Raw genomic sequence first — 18,836 nt, forward strand, 5'->3', positions numbered from 1 at the left:
GCTACTTGACCGCTACCTGCGAGATGTCGAGCACGCCGGTCCAGTCGCTGATGACGACGTTCTTGACGTCCTTGCCGACGAGCCGCTTGTAGACGGGGTGGAACAGCGGCACCACCACGGCCTGCTCGCCGATCTTCTTGTCGAGCGCGCCCCAGCGCGGCGCGGCCGCGGTCAGGTCGGTGAGCTTGTTGATCTCGTCGATCTCGCCGTTGACGGAGGCGTCGTTCAGGAAGCCGGTGTTGAAGTTGGCGCCGTTCTGGACGATCTGGCGGCCGTCGAAGATCGGCGCGAGGAACGGGCCGCCGGACGGCCAGTCGGCGCCCCAGCCGCGCAGGAAGAAGCCGGGCTCCTTCTTCGCGCTGGCGACGGTGTCGTTGTAGTCGTTGCCTTCCAGGCCCTGGAGCTTGACGGTGACGCCCGCCTTCTTCAGGGCGTCCTGGAGGGCGGTGGCGACCTCGGGTCCCTTGGGGCCGCCCTTGGCGTTGGAGTGGGTGAGCGTGACGGTGAGCCCGTCGGGGTAGCCCGCCTCCTTCAGGAGCTCCTTGGCCTTGGCCGCGTTGCCGGACGCCCCCGCCGGGAAGGCGTCGTACGGGGTGTACCCGAAGGCCTTCTGGTTCGGCAGGAAGGTGGTCGCGGGCTCGGCGAGCGAGGAGCCGCCCACGGCGTTGACGGCCGAGGTGCGGTCGACGGCGTACGCGACGGCCTGGCGGACCTTGGGGTTGTCGAACGGCTTCACGTTCGGGTTGAACGCGATGTAGTTGGTGTAGCCGAAGTGCCCGGTGCCGACGCGCGCGGCGAGCTGCTTGTCACTGCCGACCTTGGCGAGTTCGGCCGGGCCCAGGTTGGTGTCGGTGGTGACGGCGGCCGCGTCCGGGCCCTGCGAGGCGGAGAGCCGCTGGTTGATGACGGCCTGGTCGAGCCCGGAGCGCACGTCGATGGTGTCGGGGTAGGCCTTGCGCTCGGTGTCGGTCGCCTCGGACCAGTGGGGGTTGCGCTCCAGGACCAGGTGCTCGCCGTCGTTCTCGTTCTTGACGACCTTGTACGGGCCCGAGGAGACGGGGTGCTCCTCGTACTTGGTGCCGTTGTCCTTGGCCTTGGGGACCGGCGCGAACTGGGTCTGGGTGGCGAGGAAGGGGAATTCGCCCTCGGGCTTGTTCAGGTGGAACACGATGGTCTTGGCGTCGGGCGTCTCGATCGAGGCGAGGCCCTTGCCGCCGTCCTTGTAGGGGCCCTGGTACTGGGCGCCGCCGACCAGCCAGTCCCTCAAGTACGGTGCGCCGCCGGAGAGTTCGGCCGCGAAGGAGCGCTCGATGCCGTACTTGATGTCGGCGGTGGTGATCGGGCTGCCGTCCTCGTACTTCAGCCCGTCCTTGAGCGTGTACGTCCACACGGTGGCGTCCGCGTTGGGCTTGCCCGTGTCGGTCGCGAGGTCGGGCACCACCTTCGTGCCCTCGGCGCCGTTCTCGCGGTTGCGGGTGGTCAGGGTGCGGAAGACGAGCGAGGGGACGTTGCCGCCGCCGGAGGTGTAGAGCCGCGCGGGGTCGAAGTCGGTCTGCGCCTCGTTGTTGAGGACGCTGAGCGCGCCGCCCTTGTGGGGCGTGCCGGACGCGCCGGACCCGGCGTTCCCCGCGCCGCTGCCCTCGGGGCCGCAGGCGACGGCGCCCACGGCGAGAACCACGGCTATCGCTGCCGCTCTGGCGACATTCCCCGACGAAATGGACGTGTGACGCATCGGAAGTAGACCTCTCGGTAACTGCTGGGCAGGGCGGGAAATACGGGCGCCCACAGCACCGAAAGGGAAAAGGGGTGGCTGCGCCCGCATGCGGAACCGTGCGAAAAGCACGGAAATGCCCGGGCGCAAAAAGGGAAAAGGGAAAGTCGAACGCGCTCGGGACGGCGTCAGCTACAGAGAATGTCGGCCACGCTGTGCCCGGTCACGCCGATGAGCGCCAGCTCGATGGCGGCGCGTTCGGGGGTGGCGTGACGGTGCGACATGCCGAGAAATATGGACGACCCGCTGTTCACTGTCAATCGAGAACGAGACAGTCGTCCCACATCGTGGACATGCCGTACCGCGGCCGGATCAACCCTGGGGATACACCCAGGGGTTGGGCAGGCACTTGATCCCGTCGATGTCCAGGGACTTGGTCTGCTGCTGCATCACCGGGGCGAGCGCGCCGGGCGTGCGGCAGCTCACATGGTTGTGCCCGAGCCGGTGGCCGACCTCGTGGTTGATCAGCATCTGCCGATAGGTGAGCATCGCCTTGCCCCAGCCGAACGTCTCCGAGCCCTGCGCCCAGCGGAACGCGTTGATCATCACGCGGTCGGTGGCGGCCGAGTCGCAGGAGACGTTGTCCTCGTTGGTGTCGAGCCCGGACTTGGCGCACCAGGCACCGGTGGTCCCGGGGCTCGCCAGCGTGACCACGAAGTCCGGCTGGCCCGACGAGATCCGCTCGAAGGTCATCGCGCCGCCGTGGCCCCAGCTGCGGTCGTCGTTCAGGGTCTTCTGCACGGCCTCGGCGAACAGGGCGCCGTCCAGGCCGAGCCCCTGCTCGACGTCCACGCGGTAGCGGTACTTGCGTCCCTTGCCGGGCGCCGCGTCGAACCCGGGCACGGCGTCGAACTTGCCCGACGCGGTGAGCTTGGGGTCCAGCGGGAACTGCTGGGCCATCTTCTGGTCGTACGTCTGGACCGCGGGCGCCGCCTGGGGGGTGGCCCGACCGCTGCCCCGGGAGGCCGAACCCCCGTCCGCGTCACGGCCGTTGTCGCTCGCGGACTGGCCGGCGACGTCGTGCTTGTCGCCGTCGGATGTGACCTGTCCGGCGACGACGACCGCGAGCACGGTGGTCACCGCGGCGGCCGCGATCCCGGTGAACGTCCGCCCCTTGGACCCCTTGGACTCCTTGGTCCGGGTCTCCGGCTCCGGCTCGGGCGCCGACGGTGCGAGGTCGGCGGTGCGGTTCGTCCCGGTGTCGGTGGGCGCGGGCCCGTCGAAGGCCTCGGTGTAGGAGCGGCGCGGGCCCGGGATGCGGGCAGCGGCGCCGTAAGGATTCTGCTGGGCGGTGCGTGGCCTGCCGTGCCAGTCGCCGTAGCGGACCGAGGTCCCGACGGGGCCGTCCTCGGGGTGCTGCGGATGTCCGCCGCGCACCTGCGGGGTGCCGAAGGCGGGGGTGCCGCCGCCGTGGTGCGGGGCGGGGCCTTCGTCGCCCGGGGCCTGGCGTCTGCGCCGGCCGCTGCCGGAGGCGACGGCCGGCTCGGCCTGCGGGGCGGGGGGCGCTTCGGGTGCCTGCGCCGCGCCGTTGGAGCCCTTGGGTCGGCTATGTCGTCCCACGCCCGGGATCAGCTCCTGTTGTCTCGGTCGGCGCCGCCGTGTCGGTCGGTGCTCGTCTCGTCGAGCAGCTCCCGTACGGCCTGGGCGACCGTCTCGGGGTACTCCATCATCGCCACGTGCCCGGCGTCGGGCAGTGTAAGGAGCCGCGAGTCGCGGAAGGCGGTCGCGGCCCGGCGGGCCATCCGGTACGAGACCAGCTGGTCGCGCTGTCCGTACACGAGCAGCGTCGGCGCGAGCACCCGCTCCGCCTGCCGCCACAGCCCATGCTGGCCGCCCAGCGTGTACGCGTCCACGATGCCACGCGCCGAACGGGTCATCGCGTCCCAGAAATACGGGAGTTGGAGGCGTCGCTCCATCTCCTGGACGGCGGCCTCGAACCCCTCGGGGCTCACCCGTCCGGGGTCGCCGTAGCAGAGCGCCATCACCCCCCGGGTGCGGTCCTCCGCGCTCCACTCCCTGGTCAGCTTCGCGAACAGGGAGGCCACGCCGGGCAGCGCGACCAGCGCGGTCGGCCAGGCGCTGCGCTGCACGCGGATCTCCGGCAGCGCGGGCGAGATGAGGGTGAGAGTGCGCACCAGGTCGGGGCGTACGGCCGCGACGCGGGTCGAGACGGCGCCGCCCAGCGAGTTGCCGATGAGGTGGACCGGGCCGCGGCCGGCCGAGTCGAGCAGGCGGATCACGGCGCGGGCGTGGCCGGTGACCGAGTAGTTGCCGTCGTCCGGCGGCGGGGAGTCCCCGAAGCCGGGCAGGTCGAGCGCCTCACCGTCCAGCCGGTCGGCGAGCAGCGGCATCAACGACGACCAGTTCTGCGAGGAACCGCCGAGCCCGTGGACGTACAGCGCGGGTTCGAGGCCGGTGCCGGTGCCGGGGTACGACCGCATGGTCAGGGTGAGGCCGGGCAGGCTCACGGAGCGCAGTTCCTCGCCCTCCGAGACCCTGACCGCGCCCACCCGTGGTGCCAGGGAGGCGGCGGCGAGGGTTTCCGGCAGCTCGGTCGAAGACATGCGGCAATGTTACGAGACGATCACACCGTGGTTCATGTGTTCGCCGTCACAGGCCGTATAGCGGCTTGGCCGGGGAACTCCTAGGCTCATAAGGAAGCCCCCGAATCACTCGAAGTGGACGAAAAGGGAGCAGTCATGTCCGTCGATCCCAGCGATCCGGAAACCTTCCATGAAGAAGCCGACGACCCCGCGGAACTGTCCGAGGAGACGAACGAGGCGGACGCGGCCGAACAGCACACGGACGTACGACAGGACCACGACGACCCGCTGACCCGCGTCCACCCGGACACCGCCAACGAGGCCGACGCCGTCGAACAGACGCGGGTGGTCGCCCTCGACGAGGACGACTACCGATGATTTGTTCGGTTTCCCGCGGGTATCTCCGGCTACCCAGCGCGTCCGGTCCGTGAAATTCTGCGTTCGCACCGCGCACAGCCGGGTTACCCAAAAGTACGATGGCGGCGCGCGTACATCGCGCACCAGAACAACTTTGGGAGGCGGCGTGACAGCCATCGAGCAGACCGAGGCGGCGCGCCCGCGAGGCACGCGCCTGCCGCGCCGGGCCCGCCGCAATCAGCTCCTGGGCGCGGCCCAGGAAGTCTTCGTCGCACAGGGTTACCACGCGGCCGCGATGGACGACATCGCGGAGCGGGCGGGCGTCTCCAAGCCGGTCCTCTACCAGCACTTCCCCGGCAAGCTGGAGCTCTACCTGGCCCTGCTGGACCAGCACTGCGAGTCACTCCTGCACGCGGTCCGCACCGCGCTGGCGTCGACCTCGGACAACAAGCTCCGGGTCGCGGCGACCATGGACGCCTACTTCGCGTACGTCGAGGACGAGGGCGGGGCGTTCCGGCTCGTCTTCGAGTCGGACCTGACCAACGAGCCCGCGGTGCGCGAGCGCGTGGACCGGGTCAGCCTCCAGTGCGCCGAGGCCATCTCGGACGTCATCGCCGAGGACACGGGCCTCTCCAAGGACGAGTCGATGCTGCTCGCCGTGGGGCTGGGCGGGGTCTCCCAGGTGGTGGCCCGCTACTGGCTCTCCAGCGAGTCGACCATCCCCCGCGACAAGGCGGTCCAGTTGCTGACCTCGCTCGCCTGGCGCGGCATCGCGGGCTTCCCGCTGCACGGCACCGAGGGCCACTGAGCGGCAGGCCGCGCGGTCATTCCTGAATTCTGTTCGCTCCTGGCGTTCAGCGACCGGCCATTTCCGGTCGCCTCCCCGGGCTAATGTGTGCAGCGTACGGCGCGGCTGACCGCGCACCGCACGAGGTCGGAGGGACATAGCCGTGGAGGTCAAGATCGGCGTGCAGCACGCACCCCGGGAGATCGTTCTGGAGAGCGGGCAGTCCGCCGAAGAGGTCGAGAGCGCGGTATCCGACGCCCTCGCCGGCAAGGCGCAGCTGCTCAGCCTCACGGACGACAAGGGCCGCAAGGTCCTGGTACCGGCCGACAAGATCGCATACGTGGAAATCGGCGAGCCGGCGGTCCGCCGCGTGGGCTTCGGCGCGCTGTAGTACACAAGGACACCGAAGAAGGGGTGCCACCAGTGATCACTGGTGGCACCCCTTCTTCGTGTTTCCCCAGGGCTTCTTTCCCGAGGGCTTGCTTTCCCGAGGAGCCCGCTCAGTGGACTCCCGCGCTGTGCAGCGGCCGCTCTTCCGGAGCAGCCGGGAGCGAAGGCCGCCACCGGGCCTTCCGACGGGCGGGCGTGTTGAGGCGTACGTCCTCGATGCCGCGCTTCATGGAGGCGCGGATCCACTGGCCGGCGGGGCGTTCGACGTAGCGGTGGATGAGCCAGGCCGTGGCCATCATCAGCGCGACCACCGAGACCACCAGAACCGGGGCGGGGAGCCGGTCGCGGAAGTGGTGGATGAGGGTCATGCCGATGAACATGTGGATCAAGTACAGCGGATACGTGATCGCCCCGGCAGTGCAGAGCCACCTCCACTGCACCCGGTCGAAGACACCGAGGGCGATCGCGCCGACCATCGCGAACCCGGCGATGATGATCAGCCGGACCGGCCAGCTCGGCAGGTGCTCGGCCGCGACGTGACCGAGATTGCTGGCCATGCGGTAGTCGATGTACCGCTGCGCGAGCAGCAGTTGGAACAGGACGATGCCCCACAGCAGGGCGTTGGAGCCGAAGCGGCGCATCAAGTAGAAGGCGATGCCCGCGATGAAGAACGGCGCGTACTGCGGCATCGCGAACGCCGCGAGCGCCGGGAAGCCGAGACTCGGCGCGAGGGCCGCCGCCACGGTCCACACCCCGCAGAAGATGAGCAGATTGCGGTAGGTCACCCCGCACAGCACGACGATCGCCATCAGGACGTAGAACTTGAGCTCCACGAAGAGCGTCCAGTACACGTCGTCGACGTTCCTGGTGTTGTTGCCCGCCTGGAGCATGGTCAGGTTGACGATGACGTCGTCCCAACCGCGTATCGACGTGACCTCCGGCCACTTCTTCACCACCAGCGCGGTGAGCGGCACGGCGACCCAGTAGGCCGGAAACAGCCGCGAGATCCGCGACACCGCGAAGTCACCCAGACCGCGCCCCCACACGCTCATACAGATCACGAACCCGCTGACCAGGAAGAAGACCTCGACACCCAGCCAGCCGAACTCGGCGAACCTGTGCAGCGTGGGAAAAACGGTCACCGGGTTGTGGCCCCAGGATCTGCTCAGCGCGAGGTAGTGGTAGCAGACCACCATCAGAGCGGCGACGAGCCGGAGCCCGTCCAGCGCTGCGAGTCTGGGAACCGGCCGACGCTGGCTCATGGTGTGACCTCCGTGCCGCCGAACGGCACCCGAGAGAACGAAGGAGCCCCGGCGCCAGCGCGGAGTCACCTGTGCGGAACCTACGTGCGGCTTCTGCTCGCACGGCATCGGTTGACACCAGGTGTGACCGTAAGCACATAAGAATCGTGTCCGGCCGAGGACACGCCTGCGTTGCTTCCTCCCAGTGAGGGGAGGGTTGCGTTCCGCGAGGCCCGGGTAGGACGGCTGTGACCGGATCCGCCCTGGCCGTACCCCTGGGAGGCGACGCACATGCTGCTTGAAGCCCTTGGCTCCGTACTGCTGGGCTTCGCCCTCGCGTGGGCCGCCGCGGCCCGGCTGTCCCACCGGCTGCCCGAGCGTCGCACCGTTCTGGCCGTCGGCCCGCTCGCCGGGCTCTTCGGAGCCTTCCTCACGCACTCGGCGATCGGCCCGGGCCACGGAGTGACCACCGTGCTCGGCGCCACCTTCGTGGCGTCCGTCCTGCTCTCGCTGCTGCTGCGGCCGACGCGCCGCCTGCGCCGGTCTGCGGCGTAGGCGGCGGTTTCGTACCTGCTTCTCCGGGTCGGGTTCTTCTGGGTCAGGCCGCGAGACCCAGCGCCGCCATGCGCTTGGTGTGGGCCTTGGTGATCCGGGTGAACATCTCGCCGACCGCCGCGAGGTCGAAGCCCGCGGCCACGCCGTCGACCCCGCCGACCAGCATCGTCGAGAGCGCGTCGCGCTCGGCGACCACGCGCTGGGCCTGCGAAAGCGCCTCGCCCATCAGACGGCGCGCCCACAGCGCGAGCCGGCCGCCGACGCGCGGGTCCGCCTCGATCGCCGCCCGCACCTTCTCCACGGCGAAGTTGCCGTGCCCGGTGTCGTCGAGGACCGACAGGACCAGGGAGCGGGTGTCGGAGTCCAGGTGATTGGCGACCTCGCGGTAGAAGTCACTCGCGATCGAGTCGCCCACGTACGCCTTGACCAGGCCCTCCAGCCAGTCCGACGGGGCGGTCTGGTGGTGGAAGTCGTCGAGCGCCTTGGCGAACGGCTCCATCGCGGCCGTCGGCTCGGCGTCGATCTGCGCGAGCTGGTCCCGCAGCCGCTCGAAGTGGTGGAACTCCGCGGAAGCCATCTTGGCCAGCTCCGCCTTGTCCGCCAGGGACGGCGCCAGCTTCGCGTCGTCGGCGAGCCGCTCGAAGGCCGCGAGCTCTCCGTAGGCGAGGGCGCCGAGGAGGTCCACGACCGCGGCGCGGTACTGGGGAACCTCGGAGGCCGTCGCCCAGTCCTGGGCGGCGATCCCGGTGCGCTCGGGCTCCGGGGTGGTTTCTTCGGCTGCAGTGGCGTTGTCAGACGTCTCCATAAACCGCACAATAGCCCGCCGGGGACAGGCTGTAAGGGCCTCCTTGCTCACACCCGTCGCACCGGTCCCGCGAATTCTCCCAACACACATGCGCGAATCCGGGGTACAGTGGTATTGCGCCTGCCGAGTATGTCGACGGGCTGCACGAATGAGGATGCCCGGTCGGTTGCTCCGGTCGGCTCCGACCCGACAGCCCTCCGCCGGGCACGTTTCAGTACGTGCCACAGAAGAGGGATCCCTCAGCGGCACGAGCGCTTGAGCGACGGCAGTGGTCCCGCGCCACCCGGCAACACGATCGAATCTGATCCCCGCCGGACGAAATGGGCACGGTACGACCCGCCGCGTTCGCCTCCGTACCGCACCTCACAGAAGAGGCAGCACCCTGACTACGTTCCGAGAGCTCGGGATCCTTCCCGAGACCGCCGAAGCCCTTGAAGCCGTCGGCATCGTGTCCCCCTTCCCCATCCAGGAGCTGACGCTCCCCGTCGCGCTCTCCGGCACCGACATCATCGGGCAGGCCAAGACCGGCACCGGCAAGACGCTCGGCTTCGGTCTGCCGATCCTTGAGCGGGTCACCGTCCCCGCCGACGTCGAGGCGGGCCGGGCCACGCCCGAGCGGCTCACCAACACCCCGCAGGCCCTCGTGGTCGTACCGACGCGCGAGCTGTGCCAGCAGGTCACCAACGACCTCCTCACCGCGGGCAAGGTCCGCAACGTGCGTGTGCTCGCCATCTACGGCGGCCGCGCGTACGAGCCCCAGGTCGAGGCGCTCAAGAAGGGCGTCGACGTGATCGTCGGCACCCCGGGCCGCCTGCTCGACCTCGCCGGGCAGAAGAAGCTCGACCTCTCGCACGTCAAGACTCTCGTCCTCGACGAGGCCGACGAGATGCTCGACCTCGGCTTCCTGCCCGACGTCGAGAAGATCATCCAGCTGCTTCCGCCGAAGCGCCAGACGATGCTGTTCTCCGCGACCATGCCGGGCGCCGTCATCGGCCTCGCCCGCCGCTACATGTCGCAGCCCACGCACATCCGCGCCACCTCGCCGGACGACGAGGGCACGACCGTCGCCAACACCGAGCAGTTCGTCTACCGCGCCCACTCCATGGACAAGCCGGAGATGGTCGCGCGCATCCTGCAGGCCGAGGGCCGCGGACTCGCGATGATCTTCTGCCGTACGAAGCGGACCGCCGCGGACATCGCCGAGCAGCTCGCCAAGCGCGGTTTCGCCTCCGGCGCGGTCCACGGCGACCTCGGCCAGGGCGCCCGTGAGCAGGCGCTTCGCGCCTTCCGCAACGGCAAGGTCGACGTGCTCGTCTGCACCGACGTCGCCGCGCGCGGCATCGACGTCGAGGGCGTCACGCACGTCATCAACTACCAGTCGCCGGAGGAGGAGAAGACCTACCTCCACCGCATCGGCCGCACCGGCCGCGCCGGCAACAAGGGCATCGCGATCACGCTGGTCGACTGGGACGACATCCCGCGCTGGCAGCTGATCAACAAGGCGCTCGACCTGAAGTTCCCCGACCCGGTCGAGACGTACTCCACGTCTCCGCACCTGTTCGAGGAGCTGAAGATCCCGGCGGGCACGAAGGGCGTGCTGCCCCGGGGCGAGCGCACCCGCGCGGGCCTCGCGGCCGAAGAGGTCGAGGACCTCGGCGAGACCGGTGGGCGCGGGCGCAAGTCCGCCGCCGCGGCTCCCGTCGTCACCGAGGAGCGCCCGGCCCGTACGCCGCGCACGCCGCGTCAGCGTCGCCGCACCCGCGGCGGCTCGCAGCCGGACGGCGCCGAGACCACGGCCGCGCCGGTCGCGGCCCCGGTCTCCGAGGCCGTCGCGGCCACCGAGACCACGGCCGAGCCGCGTACGCCGCGCCGTCGTCGCCGTACCCGTGTGGGTGCGCCGTCGGCCGTGCCGCAGGCCGCTGCCGCGCCGGTGATCGAGACGGCTCCGGCCGCGCCGGTCGCCGAGCCCGCCGTCGTCAAGGCCGAGCCGCGCCGTCGGTCCGCGCCGGTTGCCGCCGTGCCCGTCGTCGAGCCGGTCGTGGCCAAGGCGCGCCGCCGCCCGGTGCGCAAGACCGCGCCGGCCACCGAGGTCGGTTTCGTGACGCCGGAGTCGGCCGCGCTGGAGCTGGCCAGGGCGGCGAAGGCCAGGACCACCGCCGCTATCACCGAGGTCGCCGCGGCTCCGGCTGCCGTCGCGGTGGAGGAAGCGCCGGTCAAGCCGCGTCGTACGCGGGCCAAGAAGGCCGCGGAAGCCGTCGTCGAGACCGTTGAGGCCGTCGTCGAGACCGAGGCCCCGGTCAAGCCGCGCCGCACCCGCGCCAAGAAGGTCGCGGAGGCCGTTGTCGACCCGGTTGAGGCCGTCGTCGAGACCGAAGCCCCGGTCAAGCCGCGCCGCACGCGCAAGAAGGCCGCCGAGGCCGTCGTCGAGACCGTAGAGGCTGTCGAGGCCGAGGCCCCGGCGAAGCCCCGCCGCACCCGCGCCAAGAAGGTCGCCGAAGCCGCCCCCGAGGCGGCCGAGGCTCCGGCCGCGCCGCGTCGGACCCGGGCCAAGAAGGTCGCGGAGGTCGCCCCCGAGGCGGCCGTCGAGGCCGAGGCCCCGGTCAAGCCGCGCCGCACGCGCAAGAAGGCCGCCGAGGCCGTCGTCGAGACCGTAGAGGCCGAGGCGCCGGCGAAGCCGCGCCGCACCCGCGCGAAGAAGGCCGCGGTCGCGCCCGAGGCGTGACCCGCACCCCCTGAAACGGCCCGGTCCCCCCTGTGCGGGGGTGCCGGGCCGTTCGCGTTCCAGCGGATGGGCCGCGGGGCGGGGATACGCTCTACTCATGAGTAAGCCGCGTTCCCTCGACCTTCCGGCGCGTACGCGTGCCTACCGACTGGCCACCCCCCGCCAGGAGTTCGCCGTCCTCGACTCGCGGCCCGAAGGTGCCGTGCGCGGGACCGTGCTGTTCGTGCCCGGGTACACCGGGAGCAAGGAGGACTTCCTCGGGCTCCTCGACCCGCTCGCGGACGCCGGGTACCGGGCCGTGGCGGTCGACGGGCGCGGGCAGTTCGAGAGCCCGGGGCCGCGATACGCATCCGGGTACACCCCGCGCGCCCTCGGCGGCGACGTACTCGCTCAGGTCGCGGCGCTCGGCGACGGCCCCGTGCACCTGGTCGGGCACTCCTTCGGCGGCTTCGTGGCCCGCTCGGCGGCTCGCATCGACCCGTCCGCGTTCCTCTCCCTGACGCTGCTGTCGTCCGGGCCCGGCCGGGTCGGCCCCGAGCAGCGCACCAAGATCCGAATGCTCCAGGCGGCGCTGTCGGTCCTCCCGCCGTCGTGGGTGTGGGCGGCGACGCAGTGGCTGGACGGCCGGGACCCGGCGTACGTTCCGGACCCGCCGGAGATCGTGGCGTTCCTGGAACGCCGCTGGTTCAGCACGCGGCCCGCCCAACTCATCGCCACGGGGCGGCAGTTGAGGGTGGAACCGGACCGCACGGAGGGCCTCGCCGCACTGCCCCTGCCTCTCCATGTGGCGTACGGCTCCGGTGAAACGGTGTGGGCGGTGAGCGAGCTGGCCCACCTGGCTCGCAGTGTGAACGCCCGCCACACGGTGATCCTGGGCGCGGACCACTCCCCCAACGTCTCCCATCCGGAGGAGCTGTCGGCGGCCCTGACGGAGTTCTGGGCGAGCGTGGCTCCGACTCCCGCGTCGTTGTGATCCAGGGGCTGGGCTGGTCAGCGCCCTGAAGGGGCGCGGGGAACTGCGCGAGCAACCAAGCACAGCCCGAGGCCGAAAGCGGGGTTAGGGGCGCGGGGAACTGCGCAACCGGCCCGCGACGGCCCGCAGTCAAAGAACCCGCACCCCCGCGGGAGCGAACCCGCGGAACGCCTAGTACTGCGACTGAAGGTGCTGCCAAAACCCGTCCCGCAGCGACCGTCGCAAATCCGCATGCCCCCTCAGCGAGTACTGCAACAGCCGCTCCGCCTCGATGAGGAGGTCCTGGTCCACCGGGCCGGGCAGGTAGGGGTGGCCGGGCAGGAGATCGGCCAGGGCCGCCCGGCCCCGCTCGGAGAGCCAGGTCGCGGCGATCCGCGCCCCCACGAACCGCACGTCCTCCCGGGAGGGCGCCGGCCCCTCCTGTTCGTACATCGTGACCGGCCGCCGAGTGACGTACGGCTTGCAGAAGTCGAGGTCGAAGGTGCGCTGGCTGTCGACCTCCCAGAGCAGCGGCTCCGCCTGGTTGCGTCCCTCGGCGGCCTCGATACCCCAGAGGTGGACGCGCGCGCCGTAGCCCTGCGCGGCCTCGACGGCCGAGACCAGGTCCTCGTCACCGCCGACGAGGGCCGCGTCGCTGATGGCGCGGTGCCGGGCGAGGGATTCCAGATCCGTCCGGATCAGTGAATCGACGCCCTTCTGCTGGTTGTTGGCGTTGAGGTTGCCGAGCCGGACCTTGACGTCGGGGAGCTCGGCGATCGACTGCTGTTCGGGGGTGTGGATGCGGCGGCGGGCGCCGTCGTACCAGTAGACGCGCAGCAGCCGGCTGTCCGCGAAGATCGTGCGCGCCTTGTCGATGAAGGCCTCGATGAGGCCCTCGGCGTCGAGGTCGAAGGAGCGGCGGTCCTCGGTGCCGGTGACGAGGAGGCCGGCGGCCGCGTAGACATAGCCCGCGTCGACGAAGATCGCGTGCGTGGAGGGCGTCTTCGCGACCTCGGCGAGCATGCGCTGAAGCAGCTCGTTGGTGGCGTCGAGCTTGCGGTCCAGCTGGGCGACGAGGTCGTCGGGCGCCTGGGCCGGCTGTGATTCCTGGGAGTCGTCCATACGTATTCCATTGTCGAGGTCGTGACGCACGGGGCACAACCGGGCACATCCGGTCGCCATCAGGGCCTGATCCTTAGCAACTCGAAAAATTTCCTTAGCGTAGGGAATGTTTGCTGGAGGCAACCCGTTGAACAGGACGGAACGCGTTGCACCGTAGCCACGCAATCCACTCTTAACGGGCGGGCAACCGCCTTGACGCCTCGCGGGAGCAGGCTGTTCGCAGCCCCCCGCACCAGAAGTTCTCCTAGCAGGAGGATCAGACGAAGGGAGAAGCCATGCGCTTCGAAATCATGCGCCTGGACGACGTCGACGGTACCGCCGTTGACAGCACCGTCGTGGACGCCGCCTCCGTCAACCGGATTGTGCAGCAGGCCGCCGCAATGGGTCAGCGCATCTACATCCGCCCGGCCGTAGCCGTGGTCTCGTAACGCGTTAGAGGTAGTGCTCCCGCGAGCCGATCGAACGGCCGCGGGTGACGTACGTAAAGCGCCCCCGTACAGACGCGTACGGGGGCGCTTTGGCGTGTGCGGGGTCTCAGAGCCGGTGGCTGAGAGCCTGTGTCTAAACCCCGTCCGGATCAGGCCGGGGCGTCTGGTGCGTGCGATCGCAAGGCGCCGGAAGGCCCTCGATGGGGGTACCCCCTGGTCTTCAAGACCTTGGGGGAGGAGCTACTAGGGCGTTTCGGCAACGCGGCATGGGGGTCCCCCCTGGCCCTTAAGGCCTTGGGGGAGTGCGTGCCAGGCGCCACGGGCCCGGGCGGGGTTTAGACACAGGCTCTGAGTCCGGACACGGGCTCTCAGTTGGCGTGGATGACCTGGGTGACGCCGTTGATGATCTGCTGCACCGCGAGGGCCGAGAGCATCATGCCCGCGAGCCGGGTGACCAGGACGACGCCGCCGTCCTTGATGACGCGGATGATCAACAGTGAGTACCGCATGGTCACGTAGAGGACGACGTGGATCGCGATGATCGCCGCCCAGACCGAGACCTGCCCGGACACCGAGTCGTGGTTCTGGACGGCCAGGATCACCTGGACGATCGCGCCGGGCCCGGCGAGCAGCGGCATGCCGAGCGGCACGAGCGCGACGTTGACGTCCTTGGTCTGCTTGGGCTCGTCGGTCTTGCCGGTGAGCAGGTCGAGCGCGATGAGGAGCAGCAGCAGACCGCCCGCGATCATCAGCGCCGGGACGTCGATGTGCAGGTAGGTCAGGATCTGGTGGCCCACGAGGCCGAAGAGCGTGATCACTCCGAGCGCGACGGCGGCGGCCTGCCAGGCCATCCTGCGCTGGACCTTGGCGGCCCGGCCGGCGGTCAGCGCGAGGAAGATCGGCGTGATCCCGGGGGGATCCATGATGACGAACAGGGTGAGGAAGAGGGAGCCGAAGACGGCAGCGTCGAACACGGTGAGCCTTGCGAGGTGAGGGGCGTACAGAAGAGGGCCGGTGCGCTGCTGCGCAGGTCAGCCGGGCCCGGCTCCTTGGGCCCCGCGCGGATGTGCCGGGCGGGGTTCGGGGAGCGGGGATGCGGGGCGGCGGCCCCGGAGTCGGGAGGGGAGCGCTCTCCCTGCGGTCAGGCGCTTCCGCCCGCACCCGGCACGGGGAAGGCCCCCGTGGCGCGGCGGGTGATCTCGCCGTAGATCTCGGGGTCGGTCGTACACTCCCCGAGCCGTACGGACTTGCGGCTGCCGTGGTAGTCGCTGGAGCCGGTGGTGAGCAGGCCCAGCTCGCGGGCGAGGCCGCGCAGCCGCTCCCGGGTGGGGGCGTCGTGGTCGGTGTGGTCGACCTCGATGCCGTCGAGTCCGGCGGCGGCCAGTTGGGCTATCGCCGACTCGGGCACGACCCGGCCGCGCTTGAGGGCGAGCGGGTGGGCGAAGACGGTGACGCCGCCCGCGGCCTTGACCAGGCGGATCGCGTCGAACGGGTCGAGCTCGTGCTTGCCGACGTAGGCGCGGCCACCGTCCGCGAGCCAGTCCGGCACGAAGGCGTCGGAGACGGAGTCGACGACACCGAGTTCGACCAGCGCCTCGGCGACATGGGGGCGGCCGACCGAGCCGTCGCCCGCGATCCGCGCGACCTGTTCCCAGGTGACGGGCACGCCGAGGTCCTGGAGCTTGGCGACCATGCCCTGGGCGCGCGGCACCCGGTCGTCCCGCACGAGTTCGCGCTCTCGGGAGAGCTCGGGCTCCTCGGGGTCGAAGAGGTAGGCCAGCATGTGCAGGCCGACGCCGTCGATGCGGCAGGAGAGTTCCGCGCCGGTGACGAGGGTGAGGTCCCGGTCGAGGTCCGGGAGCGCGGCGATGGCCTGCGCATACCCCCGGGTGGTGTCGTGGTCGGTGAGCGCGACGACGTCGAGTCCGGCGGCGGCCGCGTTGCGGACCAGCTCGGCGGGGGTGTCCGTACCGTCCGAGGCCGTGGAGTGGGTGTGCAGATCGATGCGCACGACGCGTACTCCAGGGCATAAGGGGCGGATCAGGGGACAGTCAAGGATAACCGCCCGTCCGCTCTTCCCTGTCCGTCCTTGATCGGGCCGGGGGCAGGGCTGTCGGCGCTTCCCTGCCCGCCCGCGAACGGGCCCGCGTGACGGCCCCGGTCAGGAAAGGATGCGCGGGGTGAGGGCCCCGCACGGCACCAGTTCCGTTTCGGCGCCCGCGTCGCGCAGATCGGTCAGGACCAGCTCGTCGTACATGAGGAGCCCGGACTGCTCCGGCCACACGATCGCCCACAGCCACAGGCCGCGCGCCTCGCCCGCGAAGACCGCGCGGTCGTCCGGGGTGCGGGTGACGTGCCACAGCGGGGTGGGCCGGCCGGCCGCGAGGACCTTGGTGTGGGCGGGCTTGTCGACGCTCATGAACGGGCCGGGGTCGGGCCCGTCGATGCCCGCGTACCGCGCACCGAGCCCCACGCCCAGCTCCTCGGCGACCAGGATCAGCTCACCGATGCCGCCGAGCGGGCCCGGGCCGGAGCAGGCGACGGCGGTCGCGCGGCCCCCACTGCGGTCGTCGCCGGCGTACCCGACGCCCGTGAACAGCCAGCCGACGGGCAGCGGCCAGGGCATCCACACCGGGACCTGCGCCCGGCGCACGACGACCTCCAGGGCCTCGACGCTGGGTGGAACCACGGGCTGCAGCGGAAAGACGGGGCCGTGCACATCGCACTGCCAGGTGTCGGCAAAGAGACCGGGCGCCCTGACCCGGCCTCCGCACTTCGGGCAACTGGGTTCGCCCCTCATAAGGCCCCACGGTCCTCCCCGGCCGTCGCCCCGTCAAGGACGATCACCCGTCCGGAGTGCGGTCGCCTGTCGGCGCGGGCGCTGTTCAGCCCGTCGCGGGCACCGGGGCGCCCATACGCGCGTGCCGGAGGACAGGCGCGCCGGGACCGCGCGTCCCGGACGAGATCCGCCGGACAGGCCCCTAGTCCAGGGGCACGGACTTCCGCAGCGGGTCACGCAGGTCCGTGCCGTGGGAGAGCCAGCGCTCCTCCAGCTCCTTGGCGCCGCGGACCCGCTTCCACGCGGCCTCGTTCGTGGTCATGGGGAGCAGGGGCAGGAAGCGCACCGGCTCCATCGGGGCGTCGAGTTCCAGGTCCTCGACCAGGCCGCCGGCCTCGGCGACCAGGACGGAGCTGAACGGTGCGCCCGGCCACAGCGGTTCGCCGACGTCGAGCGAGGCGCCCGGGGCCACCACGAGGCCCTCGACCTGCGGGGATGCGGCGAGCACGGCGAGCGGGCGGAGCACCTTGTCGGTGTCGGCGAGCCCGGCGCGTACGGAGAGGACCAGCTCGGCCCGCGGGCCCTTCACCGGGTCGGCGAGCGCCGAGGTGGGGTCGGCCATCGGCTGGGCGGACATGCCGAGCGTGGCGTACCGGACGATGTCGCCCTCGGTGAACCGCAGCACCTCGATGCGGTCCGTACCGAGGAAGGTGACCGCCGCGCGCGCGTCCGGCTCGCCCAGCGCCGTGCGCAGCCGGGCCTCGACCAGAGCAAGAACATCAACCATGGGGCGAGCATAGAAGGCGTATGCAAGCGGCAAAGACGGGGCTTGACGCAACAGTGGGCTGATAGTCTTGGCCGCTGTTCAGGACAGCAGGAAGTCCCCCACGGGGGACCGGCTGGAGGAGGTGGGGCTGCGATGGATCGAAGTCGGCCTGGCAGTACCAACCGCTCTTCCACGCGCCTGCGTTGTTCCCGGTGAGCTGAGACCCTCCTTACCCGGCTTCCGGGTCCGGAAACACCTGAGCCTCCTGGCGTTTCGCCCAACGGAAGAGCACATCGCCTCGCCTTGTCCGTTTCAGTAGCGAACGCCGTCACCGCGTGCCCCTGTGGTGCCGCCCGCTTTGCGAACGTGTGCGATTGATGCCTTTCGGGGTCGATTCGATCCCTTGGTCTTCTTCATCGCGGTACGTCCCCATTCCGGGCAGTTCCAAGCGTCATGCCCCACGACGGCCCTCCGTGAAGGAGTCCTGCCATGTCGATGATCCGTGACCTGCGTGCCGTGGTCCGCCCCGCGCTGCGCAAGACCAGCACCCCCTACAGCGGCTACGACAACACCCGCGACCCGTCGGCGAGCAGCGCCGTCGTCGACTGCGCGGTCTACCGCGACGGGCAGCGCGTCCAGTCCGTCGAGGACACGTCCTGCCTGACACCCCGTGAGGCGATGCGGCGGGTGCGCGAGGGCGGGGGCTTCGCGTGGATCGGGCTGCACGAGCCGACCGAGGCCGAATTCGCCGGTATCGCGGCCGAGTTCGGGCTGCACCCGCTGGCCGTGGAGGACGCGGTCCACGCGCACCAGCGGCCGAAGCTGGAGCGCTACGACGACACCCTGTTCACCGTCTTCAAGACGATCCACTACGTGGAACACGCCGAGCTCACCGCGACCAGCGAGGTCGTGGAGACCGGCGAGGTGATGTGCTTCACCGGGCGGGACTTCGTCATCACCGTCCGGCACGGCGGCCAGGGCTCGCTGCGCGCCCTGCGCAAGCGCCTCCAGGACGACCCGGAGCTCCTCGCCAAGGGTCCCTCGGCCGTTCTGCACGCCATCGCCGACCAGGTGGTCGACGGCTACCTCGCGGTCGTGGACGCGGTGCAGGACGACATCGACGAGGTCGAGATCGAGGTGTTCTCGGCCCCGGCGAAGGGCAGCCCGCGCGGCGTGGACGCCGGCCGGATCTACCAACTCAAGCGCGAGGTACTGGAGTTCAAGCGGGCGGTCTCGCCGCTCCTGCGCCCCATGCAGCTGCTGAGCGAACGCCCGATGCGGCTCGTGGACCCCGACATCCAGAAGTACTTCCGCGACGTCGCCGACCACCTCGCCCGGGTGCAGGAGCAGGTCATCGGCTTCGACGAGCTGCTCAACTCGATCCTCCAGGCCAACCTCGCGCAGGCCTCCGTCGCTCAGAACGAGGACATGCGCAAGATCACGGCCTGGGCGGCGATCATCGCCGTACCGACGATGGTGTGCGGCGTGTACGGCATGAACTTCGACAACATGCCGGAGCTGCACTGGAAGTACGGCTACCCGATCTCGATGGGCCTGGTGGCCGTGGCCTGCTTCGCGATCCACCGCAGCCTGAAGCGCAACGGCTGGCTGTAGGCCC

General features: G+C 70.6%; 19 protein-coding genes. 8 read left to right on the forward strand and 11 right to left on the reverse strand.

What is annotated here, in order from left to right; all coding sequences use genetic code 11:
- Position 1 precedes the first annotated feature (1 nt).
- The 4 genes from ACWC2B_RS15125 to ACWC2B_RS15140 all read right to left on the reverse strand — a co-directional run bounded on the left by ACWC2B_RS15125 (position 2) and on the right by ACWC2B_RS15140 (position 4,335).
- Complete coding sequence (locus tag ACWC2B_RS15125; protein ID WP_450716892.1) at positions 2–1,732, reverse strand: ABC transporter substrate-binding protein; 1,731 nt, start codon at positions 1,730–1,732, stop codon at positions 2–4.
- Positions 1,733–1,899: 167 nt separating this feature from the next.
- Positions 1,900–1,995: an Ms4533A family Cys-rich leader peptide gene (locus ACWC2B_RS15130; protein ID WP_317617795.1), complete on the reverse strand. Its 96-nt coding sequence runs from the start codon at positions 1,993–1,995 to the stop codon at positions 1,900–1,902.
- A gap of 88 nt (positions 1,996–2,083) precedes the next feature.
- Positions 2,084–3,331, reverse strand: a complete 1,248-nt coding sequence (locus ACWC2B_RS15135) for a DUF3152 domain-containing protein (protein ID WP_450716893.1) — start codon at positions 3,329–3,331, stop codon at positions 2,084–2,086.
- Positions 3,332–3,339: 8 nt separating this feature from the next.
- Positions 3,340–4,335 (reverse strand): alpha/beta fold hydrolase, encoded by a 996-nt coding sequence (locus tag ACWC2B_RS15140; RefSeq protein ID WP_450716894.1) that lies wholly within the window; start codon positions 4,333–4,335, stop codon positions 3,340–3,342.
- A gap of 135 nt (positions 4,336–4,470) precedes the next feature.
- Between ACWC2B_RS15140 and ACWC2B_RS15145 the strand changes: the two genes are divergently transcribed.
- The 3 genes from ACWC2B_RS15145 to ACWC2B_RS15155 all read left to right on the forward strand — a co-directional run bounded on the left by ACWC2B_RS15145 (position 4,471) and on the right by ACWC2B_RS15155 (position 5,849).
- Positions 4,471–4,692: a hypothetical protein gene (locus tag ACWC2B_RS15145; RefSeq protein ID WP_450716895.1), complete on the forward strand. Its 222-nt coding sequence runs from the start codon at positions 4,471–4,473 to the stop codon at positions 4,690–4,692.
- Between the two features lie 145 nt (positions 4,693–4,837).
- Entirely contained in the window at positions 4,838–5,479 is a 642-nt protein-coding gene (locus ACWC2B_RS15150; RefSeq protein WP_450716896.1) for a TetR/AcrR family transcriptional regulator, read from the forward strand.
- 142 nt (positions 5,480–5,621) lie between these two features.
- Entirely contained in the window at positions 5,622–5,849 is a 228-nt protein-coding gene (locus ACWC2B_RS15155) for a DUF3107 domain-containing protein (RefSeq protein ID WP_450716897.1), read from the forward strand.
- Between the two features lie 109 nt (positions 5,850–5,958).
- Here ACWC2B_RS15155 and ACWC2B_RS15160 read toward each other — a convergent pair whose 3' ends face one another.
- Positions 5,959–7,110: an acyltransferase family protein gene (locus ACWC2B_RS15160; RefSeq protein ID WP_450716898.1), complete on the reverse strand. Its 1,152-nt coding sequence runs from the start codon at positions 7,108–7,110 to the stop codon at positions 5,959–5,961.
- A 270-nt stretch (positions 7,111–7,380) separates the two neighbouring features.
- Here ACWC2B_RS15160 and ACWC2B_RS15165 point away from each other — a divergent pair, with 270 nt between their 5' ends.
- Positions 7,381–7,644, forward strand: coding sequence for a hypothetical protein (locus tag ACWC2B_RS15165; protein ID WP_450716899.1), 264 nt, complete (start codon positions 7,381–7,383; stop codon positions 7,642–7,644).
- A gap of 43 nt (positions 7,645–7,687) precedes the next feature.
- On the opposite strand, the gene ACWC2B_RS15170 is transcribed toward ACWC2B_RS15165, so the two are convergent.
- Entirely contained in the window at positions 7,688–8,449 is a 762-nt protein-coding gene (locus ACWC2B_RS15170; RefSeq protein ID WP_450716900.1) for a ferritin-like fold-containing protein, read from the reverse strand.
- Between the two features lie 448 nt (positions 8,450–8,897).
- Here ACWC2B_RS15170 and ACWC2B_RS15175 point away from each other — a divergent pair, with 448 nt between their 5' ends.
- Together ACWC2B_RS15175 and ACWC2B_RS15180 are read left to right on the forward strand one after the other, a co-directional pair.
- On the forward strand, positions 8,898–11,171 hold the full coding sequence (locus tag ACWC2B_RS15175) for a DEAD/DEAH box helicase (RefSeq protein ID WP_450716901.1): 2,274 nt from the start codon (positions 8,898–8,900) through the stop codon (positions 11,169–11,171).
- Positions 11,172–11,268: 97 nt separating this feature from the next.
- Positions 11,269–12,144, forward strand: coding sequence for an alpha/beta fold hydrolase (locus tag ACWC2B_RS15180; RefSeq protein WP_450716902.1), 876 nt, complete (start codon positions 11,269–11,271; stop codon positions 12,142–12,144).
- A gap of 171 nt (positions 12,145–12,315) precedes the next feature.
- On the opposite strand, the gene ACWC2B_RS15185 is transcribed toward ACWC2B_RS15180, so the two are convergent.
- On the reverse strand, positions 12,316–13,245 hold the full coding sequence (locus tag ACWC2B_RS15185; protein WP_450716903.1) for an NYN domain-containing protein: 930 nt from the start codon (positions 13,243–13,245) through the stop codon (positions 12,316–12,318).
- 275 nt (positions 13,246–13,520) lie between these two features.
- Here ACWC2B_RS15185 and ACWC2B_RS15190 point away from each other — a divergent pair, with 275 nt between their 5' ends.
- Complete coding sequence (locus ACWC2B_RS15190; protein ID WP_450716904.1) at positions 13,521–13,673, forward strand: hypothetical protein; 153 nt, start codon at positions 13,521–13,523, stop codon at positions 13,671–13,673.
- Between the two features lie 368 nt (positions 13,674–14,041).
- On the opposite strand, the gene ACWC2B_RS15195 is transcribed toward ACWC2B_RS15190, so the two are convergent.
- From ACWC2B_RS15195 to ACWC2B_RS15210, 4 genes are all read right to left on the reverse strand, one after another.
- A complete protein-coding gene (locus tag ACWC2B_RS15195; RefSeq protein WP_450716905.1) occupies positions 14,042–14,647 on the reverse strand; it encodes a MarC family protein in 606 nt (201 codons plus the stop codon).
- 167 nt (positions 14,648–14,814) lie between these two features.
- Positions 14,815–15,684: a PHP domain-containing protein gene (locus ACWC2B_RS15200; protein ID WP_450716906.1), complete on the reverse strand. Its 870-nt coding sequence runs from the start codon at positions 15,682–15,684 to the stop codon at positions 14,815–14,817.
- A gap of 150 nt (positions 15,685–15,834) precedes the next feature.
- Entirely contained in the window at positions 15,835–16,473 is a 639-nt protein-coding gene (locus ACWC2B_RS15205) for a DUF6758 family protein (protein ID WP_450716907.1), read from the reverse strand.
- A 181-nt stretch (positions 16,474–16,654) separates the two neighbouring features.
- A complete protein-coding gene (locus ACWC2B_RS15210) occupies positions 16,655–17,239 on the reverse strand; it encodes a suppressor of fused domain protein (RefSeq protein ID WP_450716908.1) in 585 nt (194 codons plus the stop codon).
- A gap of 468 nt (positions 17,240–17,707) precedes the next feature.
- On the opposite strand from ACWC2B_RS15210, the gene ACWC2B_RS15215 reads away from it, so the two are divergent.
- Positions 17,708–18,832 (forward strand): magnesium and cobalt transport protein CorA, encoded by a 1,125-nt coding sequence (locus tag ACWC2B_RS15215; protein WP_450716909.1) that lies wholly within the window; start codon positions 17,708–17,710, stop codon positions 18,830–18,832.
- The last annotated feature ends 4 nt before the right edge of the window (positions 18,833–18,836 follow it).

It is taken from the genome of Streptomyces sp. NPDC001415 (genome assembly GCF_053597395.1).